At 46.2% G+C, this 20836-nt stretch carries 14 protein-coding genes; 7 read left to right on the top strand and 7 right to left on the bottom strand.

Translation table 11 applies throughout. The features are described 5' to 3' along the window. Positions 1–79: 79 nt before the first annotated feature. The 6 genes from QUA88_RS06845 to QUA88_RS06820 form a co-directional block, all read right to left on the bottom strand. Positions 80–1198 carry a beta-glucosidase gene (locus QUA88_RS06845; RefSeq protein WP_333270941.1) on the bottom strand — a complete coding sequence of 373 codons (1119 nt, stop codon included), beginning with the start codon at positions 1196–1198 and terminating at the stop codon, positions 80–82. A gap of 345 nt (positions 1199–1543) precedes the next feature. Next, positions 1544–3427 (bottom strand): glycoside hydrolase family 2 TIM barrel-domain containing protein, encoded by a 1884-nt coding sequence (locus QUA88_RS06840; RefSeq protein ID WP_333231748.1) that lies wholly within the window; start codon positions 3425–3427, stop codon positions 1544–1546. A gap of 199 nt (positions 3428–3626) precedes the next feature. Then, positions 3627–3983, bottom strand: coding sequence for an STAS domain-containing protein (locus QUA88_RS06835; protein WP_333053731.1), 357 nt, complete (start codon positions 3981–3983; stop codon positions 3627–3629). A gap of 104 nt (positions 3984–4087) precedes the next feature. Beyond that, positions 4088–5317, bottom strand: a complete 1230-nt coding sequence (gene glf / locus QUA88_RS06830) for a UDP-galactopyranose mutase (RefSeq protein WP_333053733.1) — start codon at positions 5315–5317, stop codon at positions 4088–4090. Between the two features lie 129 nt (positions 5318–5446). Next, positions 5447–6748, bottom strand: coding sequence for a glycosyltransferase family 1 protein (locus tag QUA88_RS06825; protein ID WP_333053735.1), 1302 nt, complete (start codon positions 6746–6748; stop codon positions 5447–5449). An 832-nt stretch (positions 6749–7580) separates the two neighbouring features. After that, entirely contained in the window at positions 7581–8618 is a 1038-nt protein-coding gene (locus tag QUA88_RS06820) for an aldo/keto reductase (protein WP_333053736.1), read from the bottom strand. Between the two features lie 422 nt (positions 8619–9040). Here QUA88_RS06820 and QUA88_RS06815 point away from each other — a divergent pair, with 422 nt between their 5' ends. From QUA88_RS06815 to QUA88_RS06800, 4 genes are all read left to right on the top strand, one after another. Continuing rightward, positions 9041–9442 carry a fasciclin domain-containing protein gene (locus QUA88_RS06815; protein ID WP_333053794.1) on the top strand — a complete coding sequence of 134 codons (402 nt, stop codon included), beginning with the start codon at positions 9041–9043 and terminating at the stop codon, positions 9440–9442. Between the two features lie 535 nt (positions 9443–9977). Further along, positions 9978–11117: a GTP-binding protein gene (locus tag QUA88_RS06810; protein WP_333270951.1), complete on the top strand. Its 1140-nt coding sequence runs from the start codon at positions 9978–9980 to the stop codon at positions 11115–11117. Between the two features lie 155 nt (positions 11118–11272). After that, positions 11273–11728, top strand: a complete 456-nt coding sequence (dtd, locus tag QUA88_RS06805) for a D-aminoacyl-tRNA deacylase (protein WP_333270936.1) — start codon at positions 11273–11275, stop codon at positions 11726–11728. A 162-nt stretch (positions 11729–11890) separates the two neighbouring features. Then, entirely contained in the window at positions 11891–15991 is a 4101-nt protein-coding gene (locus QUA88_RS06800; RefSeq protein WP_333270933.1) for an AAA domain-containing protein, read from the top strand. A 378-nt stretch (positions 15992–16369) separates the two neighbouring features. On the opposite strand, the gene QUA88_RS06795 is transcribed toward QUA88_RS06800, so the two are convergent. Continuing rightward, complete coding sequence (locus tag QUA88_RS06795) at positions 16370–16621, bottom strand: hypothetical protein (protein ID WP_333053739.1); 252 nt, start codon at positions 16619–16621, stop codon at positions 16370–16372. A 43-nt stretch (positions 16622–16664) separates the two neighbouring features. On the opposite strand from QUA88_RS06795, the gene QUA88_RS06790 reads away from it, so the two are divergent. The 3 genes from QUA88_RS06790 (at position 16665) to QUA88_RS06780 (ending at position 20826) form a co-directional block, all read left to right on the top strand. Next, positions 16665–17900: a HetZ-related protein gene (locus tag QUA88_RS06790; protein WP_333053741.1), complete on the top strand. Its 1236-nt coding sequence runs from the start codon at positions 16665–16667 to the stop codon at positions 17898–17900. 895 nt (positions 17901–18795) lie between these two features. Beyond that, positions 18796–19707: a DUF2382 domain-containing protein gene (locus QUA88_RS06785; RefSeq protein WP_333270929.1), complete on the top strand. Its 912-nt coding sequence runs from the start codon at positions 18796–18798 to the stop codon at positions 19705–19707. A 300-nt stretch (positions 19708–20007) separates the two neighbouring features. Next, positions 20008–20826, top strand: a complete 819-nt coding sequence (locus tag QUA88_RS06780; protein WP_333053743.1) for an ion transporter — start codon at positions 20008–20010, stop codon at positions 20824–20826. The last annotated feature ends 10 nt before the right edge of the window (positions 20827–20836 follow it).

Here is a 20836-nt window from a genome sequence, read left to right as displayed (position 1 = left end):
AGGAAATCATCGGGAATTTTTAACGCAGATTTATTATAAGGTGCGCCACAGCGCACCCTACAGAATTAGATCGCAGCTATCAATCCTGCAACTTCAGCAACGGTTCAATCTGCTGTCTTTGAAACTGCAATTCATCCGCCAAAGGCTGGTAAATTTCCCGATCGCCCGATTCATTGCAATAATCCCACAAACCATTGTAACAGTGCCTGTCGTCGTCCCAACCCGGATGGTTAACAATCGGATACAAGCAGATTCCCTCGATCGGAACCCCTGCTTTCATCGCCGCCGCTACCTCAGTGCACACATAATTAAACCAGACAGGTCTAAAATCGTCTTCAGTGCCTGTTTCTGCTATGAATAAGGGGCGGCCGTAGCGCTCAAACACTTCTTGCAGCAGTTCGCGAAACGGGCGGTACAGCGGATCGGTGTATTTCATGGGCTCTTCATTGTGAATCCACTGATTGCGATCGTAATAATTCACCCCAATAATATCGAGATATTTTTCCTTACCGCCGAGTTCCGGGCGAAAACGTCCAGCCAACATATCCCAAGCTTGATATTGAGATAAGCGATAACCTTCCGCCGCGTCCCGATCCTCCGGTTTGTCAGGGTCAGCAATAATGTTAATTGTGGGGTCGATTTGAACGATCCGGGTGTTGGGATTGACTTCCCAAACTGATTCTATCGCGGCGATCGAAGCTTTGATTAACTGGATTTTTAGCTCGTCTCCCCGCCCTTTCGCAAACGGATTGATGTAGGCGACATCGCCGCCGGCCCAAGCAATAAATGAAATTTCATTGACAGGTGTTACAAAAGGTGTTTGGTCTGTTTCTTCAGTTAGCACTTCCATAAAAGCGCGCACCATGCTTGCAAACCTGGACACAAATTCGGGGCTGAAAATATCAATATCGTCTGGCCAGCCGTAGTGAAACAAATCCCAAATTACCTGCATTTTCATGTCGCGGGCGGCCCGGATAATTGGCAGGGAACTGGAAAAATCATATTTTCCGGGTGTCTGTTCAATTAAGTGCCAGCGGAGGCCTTCGCGGACTGTGTAAATGCCTTGTTCCTGCAAGCGTTGGTAGTCGGCTGCTGCAAATTTATCGTGACCGGTGGCGGCTGTGACATCGAGGCGTTTTCCCGATCGCAATTTGTGGGTAGAGCACTCAAAACCGCCCATGAAAAAACTTTGAAACATCGTTGTTAAATAGTTGATAGTTGACAGTTGACAGTTGACAGTGAGGTTTTAAGGTTCGTAGTAATGACTTTAGTATCGTAGGGTGCGTCGCCCTCGACTAGCTTCAACTCAAAGCAAAAATCTCAGTAGCGACGCACCAGACTAAACCTTAAGTTACGTCAGACTTATGGCGTTATGGTGCGTCGCTAAGGAATCTTTGTAAATAGCTGAGATTGTCGCAGCGACGCACTCTACTTTTAGTTATGGCGTTATGGTGCGTCGCTAAGGAATCTTTGTAAATAGCTGGGATTGTGGCAGCGACGCACCCTACTTTTACTTAAATACCCTCTTGATTCTTTAGTCTATTTAGCATTGAGTAATAGCTTGCGGCTGTGAACTTTCTTCGGGAATATCCCAGCCGAGAGTTGCCGCCGCGATCGCCTCTAGGGGAAACTTGGGAGTGCGATCGGCATACAGCAAACCGTTAGCTTCTTGGAAAGTATCGGTTAACTGCGTGTAACAAAATCCGCTGAACATTTCCACTCGGTTTACCACCTTCAACAACGCGCAGTAGCGCCTTTGCAGTTCCAGCGTGTCCGACGCGCGCACGTAGCCCCAAACCCGGTAAAAATCAGGGTTTTCGCGACCGGCGCAGGCGATGCCGCCGAATTCTGTCAGCATCATCGGCTGTCCTTGGTGCGGGTGGCCGTCGAGGGTGAGGACTCGCCCGCCGGGACGCCCCCGATCGAACAAATCGGCTAGCTGGACTTCGGGCCCGTAGCGCTTGGCTAGGGTTTGCGGGTTGTTGTCGTAGTCGTGAATCGCCAGGATGTCGGTATCGATGCTTTCCCAGCCGTCGTTACCGATGACGGGGCGAGTCGAATCCAGGGTTTTTGTCAAGAAATACAGCGCTTGCACGTAGTTGCGATGGGCTGCCGCTTCGACTAAATTCGGAACTCCCCAGGATTCGTTGAACGGCACCCAGACTACGATACAGGGGTGGCTGGCGTCGCGCTCGATGACTTCTGTCCACTCCCGCGTCAGCCGTTGCACGGCTTTGGGAGTGAAGCGGTAGGCGCTGGGCATTTCTTCCCAAACTAGGAGCCCCAGCACGTCAGCCCAGTACAAAAATCGGGGGTCTTCGATTTTTTGGTGCTTGCGGACGCCGTTGAAACCCATTGCTTTGACTAATTCGACATCCTGCCGCAAAGCTTCGTCTGAAGGGGCAGTCATCATGGTGTCGGGCCAGTAACCTTGGTCGAGCACCAGTCGCAAATAGTAGGGGCGGCCGTTTAGCATGAAGCGATCGCGCTGGATGCTAACCGTCCGCATGGCGGTATAAGATTTAACCTCGTCGAGTAGTTTGCCGTCGGCCCACAACTGCACTTGGGCGTTAATTAGCGTCGGTTTTTCGGGACTCCACAGCAATTCGTTACGGTAGTCGTCGATACCAGGGTCGGAGAGGGCGATGCGACGGTGGATTTCGCCGTTGAGGACTTCGTAGGTGTCGTTGACTAGCAGCAAACAGCCGATCGACAGTTTAACTTTAATCTGGATTCCCGACTGGCGATCGCCCGCGACAAACGCTTCAAAACCGATTTCCCAGCGTTCAAACTGGGGAGTCCAGCGGATGCGCTCGATATAAGTGTGAGGCACCAATTCTACCCAGACTGTCTGCCAAATGCCCGTCGTGCGCGGATACCAAATACTGTGGGGCTCTATTTGCCAGTCTTGCTTGCCCCGCGGTTGCTCCAAATCTTGGGGGTCGTCGTGGGCCCAGACTGTCACCCGCTGCATCCCGTTGAGGTTCACAATTGCTGTAATGTCTGCGGTGAAAGGAGTGTGTCCGCCTTCGTGTTCGATGACAAACTGACCGTTCACCCAGACGCGGGCGCGGTAGTCTACGGCCCCAAAGTGGAGGAGAACTCTGCCTTCTGTGTGGGGTACGTCAAATTCGCGTTCGTACCAGCAGTTGGGGTGAAAATTCGTGTCGCCGATCCCGCTTTTTGCCGATTCTGGAGCAAACGGCACTTCTATAGTGTGAGTCCACTCAGAAATATCGATCGGCTGCACGCAGTGGCCCGCGTCATCGTAAGCAAACCTCCACTTACCATTGAGACAAATCCAGTTGCTCCGGCGCAGTTGGGGGCGCGGATAACCTGTTTTGCGTCCTTGAACTGTCACCTTACTATCAAGAGTTGCAGACTCTTCTATCTCGCAATTTTCTAGTTCTCTACCTAACCAACTCATCGGCACATCTACCCAAAGTTATATTTATAGGTTAGCTACAATTACCCCCACTTTGACAAGTTTTTTGCTAATTAATTTGCCAAAGTTCTGCACATTAAAACAGCCTCATCTAAAGGCTGTCTTGTGCTGAAGTCATTAGTCAGAAGAAGGAACAATAAACCAGGAAGATTTTTCCTATCCCCCCTCTCTCCCTCTCCCTCTAGCTAGCAAGACTTGGCAAACCTCCTAACTGTTCAGTTAGCTCACTTGTGAGAGAAAATTCTTCGGCAAACGGCAAACACTGAAATATTTGCTGTAGTCCCGTGAGTTCAAATAGAATTCTAACTTGTTCGCTCATGGCAGAGATCAAAAGTATACACTGGCTGTCTCTCACTAATTTCACGATCGCCACTACAGCCATTAACTCGGAATTTTTCAGGAAATTTATTTTTGAGAAGTCCAGCATCAGAATTTTGCCACCGCTTTCAATGAGGCGCTGTATTTCTTTCTGAAACTGAGCAAACTGAGAAATTTCCAAAACCTCATGAGACAAAACAATTTTAACTAGAACGTTCATTTTTACCTCAATGCTTGTTTGAATTATTAAATAACTTTTGATGAAAACCGAGTAAGGTGCTCTATGAGCACCTTACCTTTTTACCCGTAACTCGCAGCTTCCAGCTACTTACTAGGAGATTTGCCGTTGCCGTTGTTGACAGCAGCGACTTCTAGAGAAGCTGCGGCTGGGCGATGGGCGACTCCATTGGATGAGCTGACATTAGAGGCAGAACCGTTAACATTTTCTACCAATTCAATCATCGGCTTGGTAGTAAGTTGCGTGTAAGTTGTTAGAGCTTGAGCGACTACTTGATCCATGTTGTAATACCTGTAAGTCGCCAGCCTTCCCACGAAAGAAACTCCCGGAGTTGCATCAGCCAAAGCCTTATATTTCTTGTATATTTCGGCATTTTCTGGACGCGGAACCGGGTAGTAAGGGTCTCCCTCAGCTTGGGGATATTCGTAGACAATGCTAGTTTTTAGATGCTCTTGTCCGGTGAGGTATTTAAACTCGGTGCAGCGAGTATATAAATGCTCGTTGGGGTAATTTACCACCGGTGCTTCTTGGTGTACAGGTACGTTCAGTGTTTCGTGCTTAAATTCCAAGGAACGGTAAGGAAGTTTGCCGTAGCAATAATTGAAATAGGAATCGACTGGCCCGGTGTAAATCATTTCCCCGTAAGGAATAAAACCCTCAATCTCCCGGTAGTCGGTATTCAGCATCACCTTGATGTTTGGGTGAGAAAGCATCTTTTCAAACATCCGAGTGTAGCCGTGCAGGGGCATTGCTTGATAGGTATCGGTAAAATAGCGATCGTCCCGGTTAATGCGAGTGGGTACGCGCGCAATCACTGAGTTGTCGAGTTCCGACGGATCCATTCCCCACTGTTTGCGGGTGTAGTTGCGGAAGAATTTCTCGTAAAGTTCGCGGCCGACTTTGCTGACAACGACATCTTCGGAAGTGCGAATATAATCCTTTGGTTCTGCTACTTTCGCGAAGAAATCTTCTACTTCAAATGAGGTGAGATTCAGTCCGTAAAGTTTGTTTACGGTGTTGAGATTGATCGGAATTGGCAGCAGTTGACCGTCAACGCTGGCGAGGACGCGGTGTTCGTAGGGCCGCCACTCGGTGAAGCGCGAAAGATACTCGAAAACAGGGCGCGAATTGGTGTGAAAAATGTGGGGGCCGTATTTGTGTACGAGGATGCCATGATTGTCGTAGTGATCGTATGCGTTACCGCCGATGTGGTTGCGGGTATCAATTATCAGAACTGTTTTTCCGGCTTCATTTGCTAGTCTTTCGGCAATGACGCTACCTGCAAATCCGGCTCCGACGATTAAATAGTCAAACATGGAAACACCTCTGATTGTGGGTAAGGGTAAGGGTAAGAAATAATTGGTAATTGGACATACAGCGAGGAGTGTTGAGTGTTAATTTTTGAATCCGTAACGTGTAACTCTTTAACTTCAACCTCAACATTCCTAACTTAAAACTTTCATCCTGCCTTCAGCTTTCTGCTTTTTATCGTCGATCGCACTTTCGATCAACCCCAGCATTTCGCCCCAGGTATTGTCCCAAGAATTGTCTGCTAAAAAGGCATCTACTTCACTCAGCCACTTGGTGCGAACGTCCGAACTTTCGTTAAGGATTTCTTCGGCACAAGCAACGAATTCTTCCCAATTGCTAGCAATCCGAACCAAGCCGTTTTCTCCGTAGGGCCGCACCACGTCGCGGATAGGAGTAGAAATGACAGGTTTGCCGGCAGCGAGGTATTCTGGAGTTTTCGTCGGACTAATAAACTTAGTCGATTCGTTAATCGCAAAAGGCAGCATGGCGATATCCCATCCGCCAAGATACGCTGGCAATTCTTGATAAGATTTGCCACCGAGATAGTGAATATTGGGGTGAGTTGGCAGAGTTGCCGGGTCGATTTTCACCACCGGGCCAATGATGACTAAATGCCAGTCTGGCTTTGCTTGGGCCATGCCCGCCAGCAGTTCGATATCCATGCGTTCGTCTATGACGCCATAAAACCCCAAACGCGGGTGAGGAATGTCTTTTTGATCCGCCGGTTCTTCTGAAAGGTTCCTGGCTGTCGCAAAGTGTTCTTTTTCGATGCTGCTGGGGAAGGGGTGAATGTTTGGGTGCTGGTGCTGTTTGGCTTCGTAAAGGTTGTGTCCTCCGGTAAATACTACGCTGGCGCGCTTTAATAGTTGGTTTTCATTGGCTTTTAAATCGGGGTGTGCGCCTTTGAATGCTGACAATTCATCCATGCAGTCGTAGACTACAGCTAGCGGCTTTAAGTGGCTTGTGAAGCTGACAGCCATTGGTGTGTAATACCACAGAATGTACTGGCTAATTTCTGCCGCTCTAAACAAATCATCTAGCATGGCTTGCTGAGCAGTTTGTGCTGTTGCTTCGCTGGTTCCTTCGCTCAGGTGCGGTACTATTACCCAGACTCCGCTTTCGTGGATGCTGACATCAAGCCACCAATCTGTAGCTGCGCTAAAAACAGGTTCTTCTACAAAGAATACGCGACGAGTTTTGGCACAACGACTCAAGAGATGTTGCGGACGCTGATAGACAAAATTCCACCGCAAATGAGACAAGCAAACTAAATCTGGTGCTTCTACAGCCTCAGTTTTTGATAAGTTGGCGCGCACTGCGGGCGAGGGAGCGAATTGAGAGGGGGATTTGGCGGGATCTATAGAGGTAAATCGGATCTCCCATGCTCGCTCTTTATTGCTATAATTATTGTTGACTGAGTTTTCTGGGGGCGACATATTAGCCTCTGGAATTTGTCAATGAAAAATTGTCAGTTAAAATTGGTCAAGAGGATATATTTCTCAGCAGGGTCTTACTGAAAGTCGCAAGCATAAATGTGAGAAGTTTTACGAGCAAGCGCCGCATTCAGTGAGCCAAACAAAGAAACTGTTTAGCTGCGGGAAAAACCGGCTTATCTGCTTTTTTCAGAATTGAAACTTTGAGATAAGTTAATATTGTTAGATTTGCTATTGTTGTTAAATGTAACCCAGTTTTTCTGCCATAACTTCTATCTGAAGGATGACTTTTCTCTCAGGAGACACCTAGCTTGCACGCTGGGTTCAAAAGCCTTTAAAATGCCGATCGACCTTGTAAAATGACTCTTAACTGGCAGGTACGGGGTGAAAAAAGAGCGAGTTTTATTGCTTTATTTGAAGATGAGAGAAAATTTGCCATCAAGTTTATGTTGCTTTTTGATTTGACAAACCTTGCTTTTTTTTAACTCATCCGATCGCTCTTAGGGAAAATTTGTGTCCTAATATACACAGTTTCGTCAAAGATTTCTAACTTCCGATAGATTAACAATTAACAGTTTATGCAGTGGGGTTAAACTGACAAAATATCACCTATCTCAACAATATCAAATAAAACAGGTAACGGCAACGATAAACCTAAGATTTTGCGCGAGTATATGCCAAGAAACCAAGATGATGACATTTGCGCTGTGGGCGTCAGTTTAATCTCGCGCCCACAGCACCAATGTCAATCATCCCTCTAAGGGCGGGTTCGCCGATATCTGCAATCAAACGCCAAATATCCACGTAAACCCGCAACTAGAAAATAGCAGCAACTTTACAGTCGGCGGCTGTCAATTTTGGCCATTCCTCCTCCAAAGGCAAAATCTTGCACCGTCGAACTCTTTAAGAAATCGTGAGGGAAACCCAATTCAATTGCACTTACTTTGTCTAACTGCTGCATTTGTTCGGGGGTTAATTTAAACTCCAAACAAGCCAGATTTTCCTGAAGTTGCGAGAGTTTGCGCGAACCCACAATTGGAATAACTTCGACTGGCTGTTGGATCAGCCAATTTAGGGCTACTTGAGAAGCAGGTTTGCCAATTTCGGCTGCTATTTTGCTAACTTGGTCAGCTATTTTGAGGTCGCGTTCGTTAATTTTTCCCGATTCAGGTGAATTCAGCCGTTTAGCTTCGCTGGCTGTTTCTGAAGTGTTGTATTTTCCTGTTAGCAAACCGCCTGCTAGGGGACTCCAAGCTGTGACGCCAATATCAAAGGCTTTTGCCATAGGGATCAAGTCCCGTTCAGGAGTTCGCTCTTTTAAAGAATACTCGATTTGCAAGCCGATAAATGGTGTCCAACCGCGCAGGTGGGCGATCGTATTTGCTTGAGAAATAATCCAAGCCGGCGTATCGGAAATGCCGATGTAAAGAACTTTGCCGGCGCGTACCAAATCGTCAAAAGCGCGCATTACTTCTTCGACGGGTGTGGTAAAATCCCAAGCGTGCAGCCACAGCAAATCTATGTATTCGACTTGCAATCGCTTCAAACTGGCCTCTACTGCTTGCACCATATTTTTGCGGTGGTTGCCAAAACCATTGATTTCGCCATTCTTCATGTTGAGGCTATACTTAGTGGCAACTACCCATTTTTCGCGATCGGCTGCGATGAACTCACCGACATATTTTTCGCTAGTACCGTTGGTGTAGAGATTCGCGGTATCAATGAAATTGCCGCCCGCTTCTGCAAAGGCGTCGAACATTTTCCGGCTTTCGTCGTAGGAACCGCCCCAACCCCAATCTTCGCCAAAAGTCATGGTTCCGAGGCAGATTTCCGAAACGCGAAGTCCGCTGTGACCTAGTAGTTTGTATCTCATGTCACCCTTCCGCTAGTTAGTGGTTGTTAACAGTTTAGATCGGGATTTCCCAAACTGTTGCCATCAGTCGGGGTGGCAGGCTTTTGTAATGTGTTAGCGCTGCGCTGAAGGTTGAATGTTTTGCCAAGTCAATCAAAATGTCGTAGCAGGGGCGATGCTGTCTCGCCCCTGCGTTTAGTTTAAACAGCGCGCAGGGGCGATCGGCTTACCAATGTATTTAGGATTACATTTCTAAATTAAAATACAGTAAAATCGGTAAATTATAATCTACCTTTAGGTAGGTATTTACTGACATGAGTTATATATAAAAAAATGTTCTATTTTATATAAGAAAACCAAACTGAACGAGAAAAAATATCTGTAGCTAAATTAACTTTTTAGCGTTATAGTGATTTACAGATTACAAAAACTAGGTGACTCACTTGGCTGACATCGTTGATACCGCCGTTTCGGCAGGCTCTTTTACTACCCTAGTTGCTGCCGTCCAAGCCGCTGGTTTAGTAGATACTCTTAAAGGCGCTGGCCCCTTCACTGTTTTTGCGCCTACTGACGAAGCTTTTGCTAAGCTTCCCGCAGGTACTGTAGAAGCACTGCTTAAGGACATTCCTAAGCTGACAAAAATCTTGACTTATCATGTCGTTTCTGGCAAAGTTATGGCCGCTGATGTGGTCAAGCTGAAATCTGCCAAGACAGTGGAAGGTTCAGAAGTTAAAATTGATGCTTCCAATGGTGTCAAAATCAATGATTCTACCGTTACAACAGCCGATGTTGCTGCTGATAATGGTGTCATCCACATTATTGATTCAGTCTTGCTTCCTGCGTAAGCACAGATTTAGATAGCGCAATACTATCTTGAGGGCGGTGGCTGTTGTTAGCCACCGCCCTGTTTTCGTTGAGGTTTAAATATTTTAGGCTGCTCAATAATTAAAACTATTATATAGCCATCCTTGCAGGAGTCGTAAATTTTTTACCCCACCCCAACCCTCCCCTTGGTAAGGGGAGGGAGTAAGAAATTCACAAATGATTTAGGATTGCTATAGAGTAGGGGGAATTGGCCGATCGCACTGGGCTTGAGTCTGTCCCAAATTTGTCGCTGCTGGAGTTAGTGGCAAAAACTGCGACAGGTACTCTGGACAAAATTTTATCAAAAAAATAAAAAAGTGCGATCGCGTTAGCAATTGCCGATAATTAGCGGCCCACTTATTTTGCACTCTCGGGCTGATTCCCGGTTGATGCGTAGATACCATGCCACCAAACCCAACATTTCTCCGAGAAACTGGGTTTACCAGGCCTTGTCCTAATTAAGATACAATAAGAGCCACAAAGAAAGTGCGATCGACATTATTTGACATTCAAGCTATGCAATCTACAACTCAGTCCGAGACAGAACCGGCGATGGACGCTCCCAAACACGGCTTACCCGTTACCATCATTACAGGATTTCTCGGCAGCGGCAAAACAACCCTGCTCAACCACATCCTGACCAACCAGCAGGGTTTGAAAACAGCAGTTTTGGTAAATGAATTTGGCGAAATCGGCATCGACAACGAACTGATTGTCACCACCGACGACAACATGGTTGAGCTGAACAACGGCTGCATTTGCTGCACTATTAATGAAGATTTAGTTAATGCAGTTTACAAAGTTCTGGAACGTCAAGAAAATCTCGATTATCTGGTAGTCGAAACAACCGGACTCGCCGACCCGCTGCCAGTAGCAATGACTTTTTTAGGAACAGAACTGCGCGACCTGACTCGTCTCGATTCGATAGTTACAGTAGTAGACGCAGCCAACTACAGCTTAGATTTATTCAACTCTCAAGCAGCTTACAGTCAAATAGCTTACGGCGATATAATTATCCTCAACAAAACTGATTTGGTTGAAGAAGCAGATTTAGATTTGTTGGAAGTTAAGATTCGGGATGTCAAAGAAGGTGCTCGAATTCTGCGAACAGTAAAATCGCAAGTTCCCCTACCGCTTGTCCTCAGCGTCGGATTGTTTGAATCCGACAAATATTTCCAATCTGAAGAAACTCCTAGCAGTCACGACCACGAACATCACGACCACAGCCATCACGAACATCACGAACATCACGAACATCACGACCACAGCCATCACGACCATCACGACCACAGCCATCACGACCACAGCCATCACGACCACTCCGACCATTTAGAAAATGACGGATTTACCTCAATTTCTTTCCTGAGTGACAAGCCGTTTTCTCTGAGAAAATTTCAATATTTCTTAGACAAACAAATGCCAACAAATGTGTTTCGCGCGAAAGGGATTATGTGGTTTGAAGAAAGTCCCAAACGGCATATTTTTCACTTGAGCGGCAAGCGATTTACGATGGACGATGACCAGTGGAAAGGCGATCGCAAAAACCAGCTTGTTCTCATCGGTCAGGGTTTGGATACCGAGACTTTGCGATCGCAACTCGAAAACTGTCTTTGTATGCCTTCAACCAATCGCGGCAAAGGTTTTGGGAAAAACTAAAGGTTACTGGTTCCCAGGCTCTGGCCTGGGAACCGATGTAAGCGAGGCTCTGCCTCTCTGGTACTTAGGAAGATAGGAGGCAGAGCCTCTGGATCTGCGTTACCAGGCCAGAGCCTGGTAACGAGTAATTACCTATTACCAATTACCGATTTCCCATGCGAGTCATCATCCAGCGAGTAAAATCATCTCAAGTCGAAATTGACGATCGAATTATTGGCAAAATTGGCCGCGGACTTAACTTGCTTGTAGGTATTGCAGACACCGACACCGAAACAGAACTCGATTGGATGGCTCGCAAATGCCTGGAATTGCGTTTGTTTCCCGACTCTGCCACGGATACCGGGCGCTGGGACAAGTCAGTACAAGACATTGGCGGCGAGTTGCTGGTTGTCAGTCAGTTTACGCTCTACGGGGACTGCCGCAAAGGTCGGCGACCTTCCTTTGACCGAGCAGCGGCTCCTGAACGAGCCGAAATTTTTTATGATAAATTTGTCGAAAAGTTGCGCCAGAGCGGCTTAAAAGTCGAAACAGGCTTGTTTGGAGCGATGATGCAAGTCTTTATAGATAATGACGGGCCGGTGACTTTGGTATTAGAGAAAGAATCAGGGTGAATTGTGACTTTATAATATAAATAGTTGCCGTGAGTATGGTCACAATTAAAAGTGATTATTGTCATGTAACTCCTAAGTTAATTGTGAGATGATTACTAAAATTTAGTCGTTCGGCATAGGTTATGCCAGTCAGACTCAGACAAAAATATTATTTTTACATTTATGTTAACCCCAGTAACTAAACCATCTGTCCGAGTTACCGAAATCGGCGAGTACATCCATTATCAATCTTGCGATCGCCGCTTTAAGCTAGAGCATAATAACCGAAAGCTTGCCCGAGAGCTTCCGTTTGCAGAACGCCTCTTCAACTCGTTAGATCCAGTTCTCCAAGAGGCGGGGCGATTGAGGGAGAACGAATGGGAAACTTCTCTCCAAAAAAATGGTCTCATTGACCTCACTTTGTACAGCCAAAAGTCCGCTGACGAAAAGAAGACACCCTGGACTACCTTTGTCGCACAATTGCAAGGTATAAGTTCAGGACAAAGAGCATATGGACGCGAAATTTCTCTTGAAGCAGACGAGGGAGCTTTCCAGATCAAAGGCCAAATTGACTTTGTACTAATTCTGTGGGAAGCCGATCGACCAAAGCTGCGAATTGTTGAATGCAAAGCCAGTCGTCGAGACCGTACCTACCACCGCGTGCAGGTTGCTCTATACCGGATGCTAGTACGGCAGCTTATTCAGGTAAGTCCAGTGGCTATTGGCGGCGTAGAACTCAGACCAGAAGATATCGAGTGCGTGGTTGCTAGGATTGATGAGAGTACAAATAAAAGTCAGCTCATCCTCGATCTAAAACCCTTTAAGCTAGATACAGAAGAAGCGGACATTAATCGCCTCCTGGCATCTGAGGGTGCGCTAAACCGCGTAGTTCAGGCTGATTTAGCTGATTTGGACTATCAAATCGATCCTAAGTGTGATGGCTGTGTTTTTAATATTCACTGCTTATCAGAAAGCGCCAGATTGCGTCGCCTTGAACTAATAGGCTTAGATCCATCAGCAGTACGAGTCTTGCGAGAGGCCGGGATTGATAAAATCGATGACTTGGCTGAACTTGACTTAGACGGACAGCAGGCAGTTCAAGTGCGGCAAGATCCAAGCTTTAGCGATAACCTAGAACTTATCCAGTTAAAAGCAAAAACTCGCAGGCGTACACTTCCAGGCAGAAATATCAAGCCAGATTCCTATGAAGTAATGCCCCTACCTTATGCAGGTCAAGGTCAACTTCCAGAACACATAATTAATGCTGAACGGCTGATTCGCGTTTACCTTTCTGTGGATTACGACTATGTAGAAAACAGGATTGGAGCGCTTGCAGCTCATGTGACCAAGAGCGAGGGACAATTACATACAAGCTTCACGCAGGTAAATGGACACTGGCAGCCAGACCCCACAGTCAAGGAACGGTGGGAGGTAGAGCGCGATCGAAATAATCGCCCAGTCTATGAAGAGCGTTCTCTGCAAAGTAAAGAAGTTATTGAGTTTCAAACCTCTCCGTGGACGGGGGAATACAGAGAAGACACAGGGGCTGAGAAACAGCTAATTCAAGGGTTTCTAATGAAGCTGGTTGAGGCTATTGATGAAGTAGCCGAGACCGAAACGGCTCCCATTCACTTTTATGTCTGGTCTCGATCGGAGATGGATCAGTTGCTGGAAGGATGCTCCCGCGTCAGCTCGCAGTTGCTCGCCAACCTCCGAGAACTTCTAGGATGCCGTGAAAGTTTAGAGCAACTCATCTACTCTTGCTTGCACGATGAAGTCGATCGGCGTTTTGCTTTGGGATGGACAGGGAGAGGCTTAGCTGTCGTTACTTCTCTATCGTGGTTTGGGAGGCGTTATCACTGGCGGCGGCGGGTGTCTGGTGCCGAGGTCGATCTAGAGCAAGCTTTTACACAGGATATTTTCGATTTTAAGACTGATTTGGATTTAGATGCTCAGGGGCAGTGGGCCGATCGAGATTCTGAGCAAGTCAGCAGGCACAAGTTTGAAATCCGCAGTCGCTTTTATGATTCCTTAACCGCACCCTACTGGCGGGCTTACTGGCGAAAATTGCCAGATCCAAAAGACCCAAATCTATCGCCCGCAATTGCTAAGGCAATTGAGCGCTACAACAGCGCCCGGAAACCTAACTATCTCAAGGATTATTTTCGTGCCCGCGTACACGCGCTGCGGTGGGTTGAAGAAAGCATTCGTTTCAAGAACCCAGAGATAGTAAAACCATCTCTTGTCATCGCTGATTTACTGGAATTCACGCTTGGGGTAGATAATGCCGCTCAGGCGGGGATTGACTATCTCCGACTGGATCAGCACGTTAAAGTGACAAACTGGATTGCTACTCACCTAGTCCCGCCTGTCTATCGCGTCCCTCTAGGGCGCACTATTCCTATTAGTGATGTTGTCTCGCACGGCCACAATAGGCTGACAGCCACTATCAACCTTGATCGGTATGGTATTAACTATGAAGTTTTGGAGACTAACTGCACGATCGAAAAAGGCAACTTTGTAAGGATTAGCCCTTGTTTTAACGCTCCACATCGCGGTCAAACATTCGGTCAACTTCTACGCGGTGGAAGTACGTGTGTTGTGGATAATATTGACTGGGAGACTCGACAGATTGAGCTTTCAGTAAGACAAACAAATAAACAAGACCGCTATCAACTCCCCGGTCGGTTTTATAAGCAAGAGGAAGAGATTTTTTCCTATGCTACTTTAGATGAAAGTCCTTCTGATTTTGTAGCCGGAAAGGTTGACGACAGACTAATAAGTGGTTTCGGAAATCATGTATGTCAGTGGTTCGATCCTGAGCGTCCTCAGATTCCTCCACAACAGGCTCTAGCAGCACAGAAGCTAGAACAATATCAGAATCTACTGGAGTCCTTGACATTGCCTAACGGACAGAAATTGGCTACCGATCAAGTAGCTGCTGCTGTCAGCGGCTTAACCGCTAGAATTCAACTTTTACAGGGGCCTCCAGGAACTGGCAAGACCCAGACAACTGCGATCGCTACTTTTTTAAGAATTTTGGCGCGTTGTTCGATCGGAGATATCGTTCTCATAGCAGCACCTACCCATACCGCTGTAAACAACTTGCTTTTGCGCCTCGATAGCCTCTTGCCAATCCTTCAGCAACAAGCCGATCAATTAGGATTAACAGTACCGCCAATAAAACTTAGCCGAGTTGACCCTAAAGAGGATGAGTCTTTTTTTGAAAAAAATGTTGAATGTTTTCGATCTAAGGGGGATGCGACAAGAGTAAATCAAATGCGCTCAAATGCTGTCTTGGTCATCGGCGGTACAACCAGCGCTCTTTTGAAATTATCGCTGGAAATTAAAGCTATCCAAGTACCTATACTAATCGTTGATGAAGCAAGCATGATGGTGTTCCCGCACTTTTTGTCAGTGGCTACATTAGTAAAAATTGACGGGGAAATCATGCTTGCCGGAGATCATCGACAGCTATCACCAATTGTTGCTCATAATTGGGAGCAGGAAGACCGTCCGCCCATTCAACTTTACAAACCTTATGTGAGTGCCTTTGAGGCAGTTAAAAATATTAAAATTACAGGAGTTACTGATTCAGCTATTCTGAGTTCTGCGTTGAGTTTTACTTTCCGTTTGCCACCTCTGATTTGTGGCTTAATTTCCCGTATTTACAGAATGGATAATATTGAACTAAAAGGAAGGTCGCTGGATTCAAATAGTCTTTTACAGGAGGAGCTAGGTGGCTTACTTCTTGTTCTTCATTCTGAGCGTCAGTCAAAACGCAGCAATCTGCTTGAGGTGCGAATTATTAAGAAAATTATTGAGGCTGCGAAAACTAACAGAGCAATAGAAAACAAATCTGTTGCTATTGTCACTCCACACCGAGCGCAGCGAACACTGCTTAAAAATTATTTGAATGACTCCCGCGACCTCATCGATGTAATTGATACTGTTGAAAGCTTGCAAGGTGACGAGCGACCTTATATAATTGTGTCGGCAACAGCCAGCGACCCCTCAGCAATCAGTAAAAATGTGGAATTTATCTTAGACCTCAATCGGTCTAATGTGGCTTTTTCTCGGGCTCAGAAACAACTGATTGTGGTCTGCTCTAAGACGCTGCTAGATCACATTCCAGCAGAATTAGAACATTACGAGGAGACAATGCTTTGGAAGTCTTTACGATCTGTGTGTTCGCAGCTCATAGGTACTGAGATTGTTGAGGGGCATCAGGTACAAGTTTTTATGCCACCACCCGATATTCTAGAAAACCTGTCGTGCATTTAAATTGCATATTTCAACTTGAAAGGATTGATCACCTTTAATATTTAATTCAATCGACTCCGCATCGCTGTTGTCAATTTGGCGGTCTAAACTTCTGTAAGGACTTACCCGCGGCCATCAAAGCAACCAGGCTTATTTAATAAAATACATCGCTTCCAGCCTCGCTTTGGAGCTAGAAATCTGGCTTCGGTCGATCGACCTGCCTTCTTGGATAAGATCAAATTTTCAGATTAACCGGGTTTCCTAACTGCTGTTGCGTAGGTTCTGAAGACATTGCAGATAGCTACACTCTGCCAAGTCTCGATTCCACAATCTCTAACGGCCAAAACCCCCTCAAATAGCCAGTTATTAGATTGTCCACTCAGCGGCCTGGCAGCACCCTCAGTTTTCCTGGCGATCGCCCCACGCACATAACAGCTCAGAATGCTTGTAAAGTAAGGCTTTAACGGCAATAAAACCAATCTTCCACAGCCAGCGATTAGAATCAGATTCAGCAGCCAAAAACTGTTGCATGAGAGAGTGGAACACTGGCATAACTACGGTTATCTCTACTTCCGTAACATTCAATGTATAGAGAGTTGAATCAGCACAGCAAGCGAAACCGCCAGCAACTGCCGCCTCACACTCTGACAAATGTCCTCGCACACCCGCTGTGCCCTACCACCCGATAAATGCCATGACTGCCAAAACTGCCACCACCGTCAACTGCAACACCGCTTCTGGCTTCAACTGCATTCCGGCTACCTCCAGCGAACCAAACGCCGAAATCAATACTGTTCCCAGCATCGATATCCTCGCTTTGGCTGACTTCGCCCTCAAAGAATTGCAAGGGGAAATGAAAACTGCCAGCCGCAGCGCTCAAGCAGTGGCGATGCGGATTGCTAAGGAAGTTGAACGGATTTGCCAAAAAAGCGATCGCATCCAAATTTCCGGCGAAGTTGAAGCTTGGCAAATCACCTTGGCCGAGCACCGGTTGCAAAAAACCCTGCAATACTACCGCCTCGGTTCCAAACAAGGCCGCGTCGAACTGCATTCTCACCTCGCGGCGATGATTTACCGCCATGTTGCTTCTTTCCGATCGAACTTGAACTTCCAAGCTCGCTACAACATGATTGAAGACTTTTTGCAAGGCTTTTACATCGAATCTCTGCGAGCTTTCCGTCGCGAACATCAACTCGATGTCACCTACCAGCCCCGCACGCAGCTAGAATTGGCTGAGTACATGGCTTTTACCGAACACTACGCCAAGCGCCAAATCGGTTTGCCCGGCCGCAACCGCCAACGCCTGATCGTGTTGCGCGCTCAAGGATTTGCCAAGGGCCAGCCTCCCGAAACTGCGATCGACATTGAAATGGCTGTAGAATCCGGCAAGGGAGAAGATGCGGAAATTTACAGCCGCTCTCCGGCGCTGCAACAAGTGCGCGAGCAAATGGTATCGGAAACTGTCGATCCTGCTGATGCTGTGCTGCGCGATCGAGTAGTCTCGGAATTGATCGCCTATCTGGAATCGCAAAATCAGCCAGAATGCGTGAATTACTTAACTTTAAAATTGCAAGACCTTTCGGCTTCGGAAATTGACCGCGTGCTCGGTTTGTCTTCCCGCCAGCGCGACTACTTGCAACAACGGTTTAAGTACCACGTCGAAAAATTTGCCCGCACTCAAAATTGGAAACTCGTCCACGAATGGCTGGGTGCTGATGTCGATCAAAAGCTGGGAATGACTTCGGACAAATGGGAAGCTTTTCGCGCTCAACTGTCGCCGGAAATGCAGCAATTGTTAGAAATGAAGCGGAATCAAGAAAGCGACAAGGCGATCGCCACCGCGATCAAATGCACTCCCAAACAAGTCCAAAAACGCTGGGCGCAACTGTTGGAGCTGGCTAGCCAGACTCGCAACAGCAACCAAGCTTAAGTGGTACTCAAATATGAATGCAACTGTTTTCTTGAGACTGGAAAATGCGATCGGGTGCGGCATCTACACAGGACAGCCCGCCCCGGCGTCCGCTCTCAACTCAACAAGGGCTGCTACTAATTTATCGCCGCTTATTGGCAAATTCAATTTATTAAAACAACATTACTTTTTTTAATATCTTTCCTTCCCTGGTTAGGCCGGGGAATTTGTTTTTATTAGTCATTAGTCATCAGTCATTAGCCATTAGTCATTACTCATTAGTCATTACTCATTAGTCATTAGTCATTACTCATTACTCATTAGTCATTACTCATTAGTCATTAGTTAGGACAAATTGCTTGCTAAAGAGGCGACCGGGCATATATTCATAATGATTTTAAACATAGGGTGTAGCATAATCAAGGCAAAGTTTTTCAAATGTGTTTGCCCCAAATATCTCACCTAAAAGTCTATTTTTAAAGTAATAAATTATGTATATAGCAATCCTAAATCATTCATGTAAATTTGTAGGGTAGTGCTACCCCTACTCCCCGTGCCTACCCCCTATCTATCGGGGCAACCACGGGGAGTAGGGGTCGGATTGCCCCTACAATAATTACGCGAATAATTTAGGGTTGCTATATATTTTTTTGCTCCGTTAATGTACAGTATCAAAGTCTAATTTCTAAAAGTATTTTTCTATAAAAATAGTTAGAAACCGATTGTGAAACTTGAGGGTGCGGAAGGTGGATGAAAAATTAAAAAGTCATCTATCCAAAGACAGAAAAAGTTTAAAATAAATATAGTCATCCTACTATTTTGTTTCACTTAATCCTTCATAAGAAGGAAGCATCAAATTTGAGATATATCTAAAATGGGGTCATAAGTTGATATAGATAGAAAAGGAAGGACTGGTATGTTACTTTACAAAATTGAAGATTTTAATCCCAACTACCGCGAAGCTGCTTTTAATGGCGAAGATATCAAAGGTCTGGATATCTATGCTGGAAATACAGATGAGAAGATTGGCTCAATTGATACAGCGCTAGTTGATGAGACAGGACGTTTCCGATATTTTGTGGTTGACACGGGTTTCTGGATATTTGGCAAGAAGGTATTAGTTCCAGTTGCACTTTGTCGAGTTGAGGTTGATGCAGAACGCATCTACGCGACGGGTTTGAGGAGTAAAGACCAAGCAGAAAGACTACCCAGGTATGAGGATGGGATGGTGGTTGATTACGATTATGAAGAACAAGTGCGGGGTGTTTATCGTACTCGAACTGTAGAAGGGTCTGCACCTGTAGAAGCATCATTGCCTTTAGAAACCTCATTGCCTGTACAAGCATCTGCACCAGTTTCTATGCCGCGTTCTGTCTCTAACCAAGCTAAGGCTGCTGGTTATGACCGCAACACATACACTTACGAACAAGAGCCTCAATTGTATCAGATGAACGATCGCGAGCATCACAAGTTCCGACTCTACGAAGAACGACTGGTTGCAGAAAAAAGCCGTCACAAAGCTGGCGAGGTAGCAATTGGCAAGCGAGTTGAAACCGAAACGGCACGAGTTTCCGTTCCTACAGAAAAAGAGCGAGTTGTAATTGAGAGTATAACTCCAGAAAAGGCAGGTGCGCCAGTAAATCGAGATACTCCCTTCCAGCAGGAAAAGGTGATGCGTATGGAAGTTTACGAAGAAACGGCTGATATCAAAAAAGAAGCTTTCGTCCGCGAAGAAGTTAACATCAGGAAAGAAGTTGAAACGGAGATTGTTGAGGCAAGGGAAACACTGCGTCGTGAAGAGTTGGACGTGAAGAGGGAAGGGCGTTAGAGTGCGAATGAATTTAACAAGGGTTTGTAGTTAGTTGCGCTGTCTTCGCCCACATGAGCTGGGTCAGCTAAAAAGCTGGCAGGATACTTTGTTTTTAGGATGGTTTGGTTCAATGGGTGTGGCAGCGATTTTCTATGCCATGCTGGCGCTACGTAAAACGGGGTTAGAGTCAGCTTGGGTCATTGGTAGCCTAATTATTTGCGTGTCAATAATAGCCCACTGGTTTACTGCTGTGCCATTGGCGAAACCTTATACTAAAATGCAGCGTAAAAGACAAACTTTTAATGATTTGGTAGGTAGATGAACAACCCCAACCTAGCCAAAAAACAAGCCATAGAACAAGAGCAAGGCGAAATTTTGCAACAGCTAGAAGATTGGCTGGAAGCTCCCATGCTGGTGCTGGCATTTGTGTGGCTAGCCCTATTTATTATTGAATTAACTTGGGGATTAAATCCACTGCTAGAAGTCGTTAGCACTACTATTTGGATTATCTTTATTGCCGATTTTCTAGTTAAATTTGCCTTAGCTCCGCGCAAAATTTCCTATATTAAAAGCCATTGGATAACGGCTTTTTCTCTGCTGTTGCCTGCTTTGCGTACCTTGAGGATTGTACGAGTGGTGCGAGCATTCAAAACAGCACGGGCTGTGCGAAGTTTGCAGTTGTTGCGAGTTATGACTGGTACGAATCGAGGGATGCGGGCATTAGCTGCGAGTGTTAGCCGTCGCGGATTTGGTTATGTCGTAGGACTAACGATAATTATTACCTTGGTAGGTGCAGCAGGGATGTATGCTTTTGAAAAAGATGTCGCCGATGGTTCCTCCGGGTTAAATAATTACGGCACAGCGTTATGGTGGACGGCAATGCTAATGATGACAATGGGTTCGGAATATTGGCCCAAAACGCCAGAAGGTCGCATACTTTGCCTTGTTCTGGCACTCTATGCGTTTGCGGTTTTTGGTTATGTAACTGCGACCATCGCCACATTTTTTATTGGTCGCGATGCAGAGGATGACGAGGCAGAATTAGCAGGAGCGAAATCAATTGCAGCACTTCAAACGGAAATTGCTGCCTTGCGGGCTGAGATTCAGCAATTATTAAATCAGAATTCAAAGTCTTGAATTAGGTAGA

Source organism: Microcoleus sp. D3_18_C2, assembly GCF_036702395.1.
In the GTDB taxonomy this organism is placed as follows: Bacteria; Cyanobacteriota; Cyanobacteriia; order Cyanobacteriales; family Microcoleaceae; genus Microcoleus.
The sequence above is the reverse complement of the archived record's forward strand: the minus strand, read 5'-3'. Positions and strand labels throughout refer to the sequence as shown.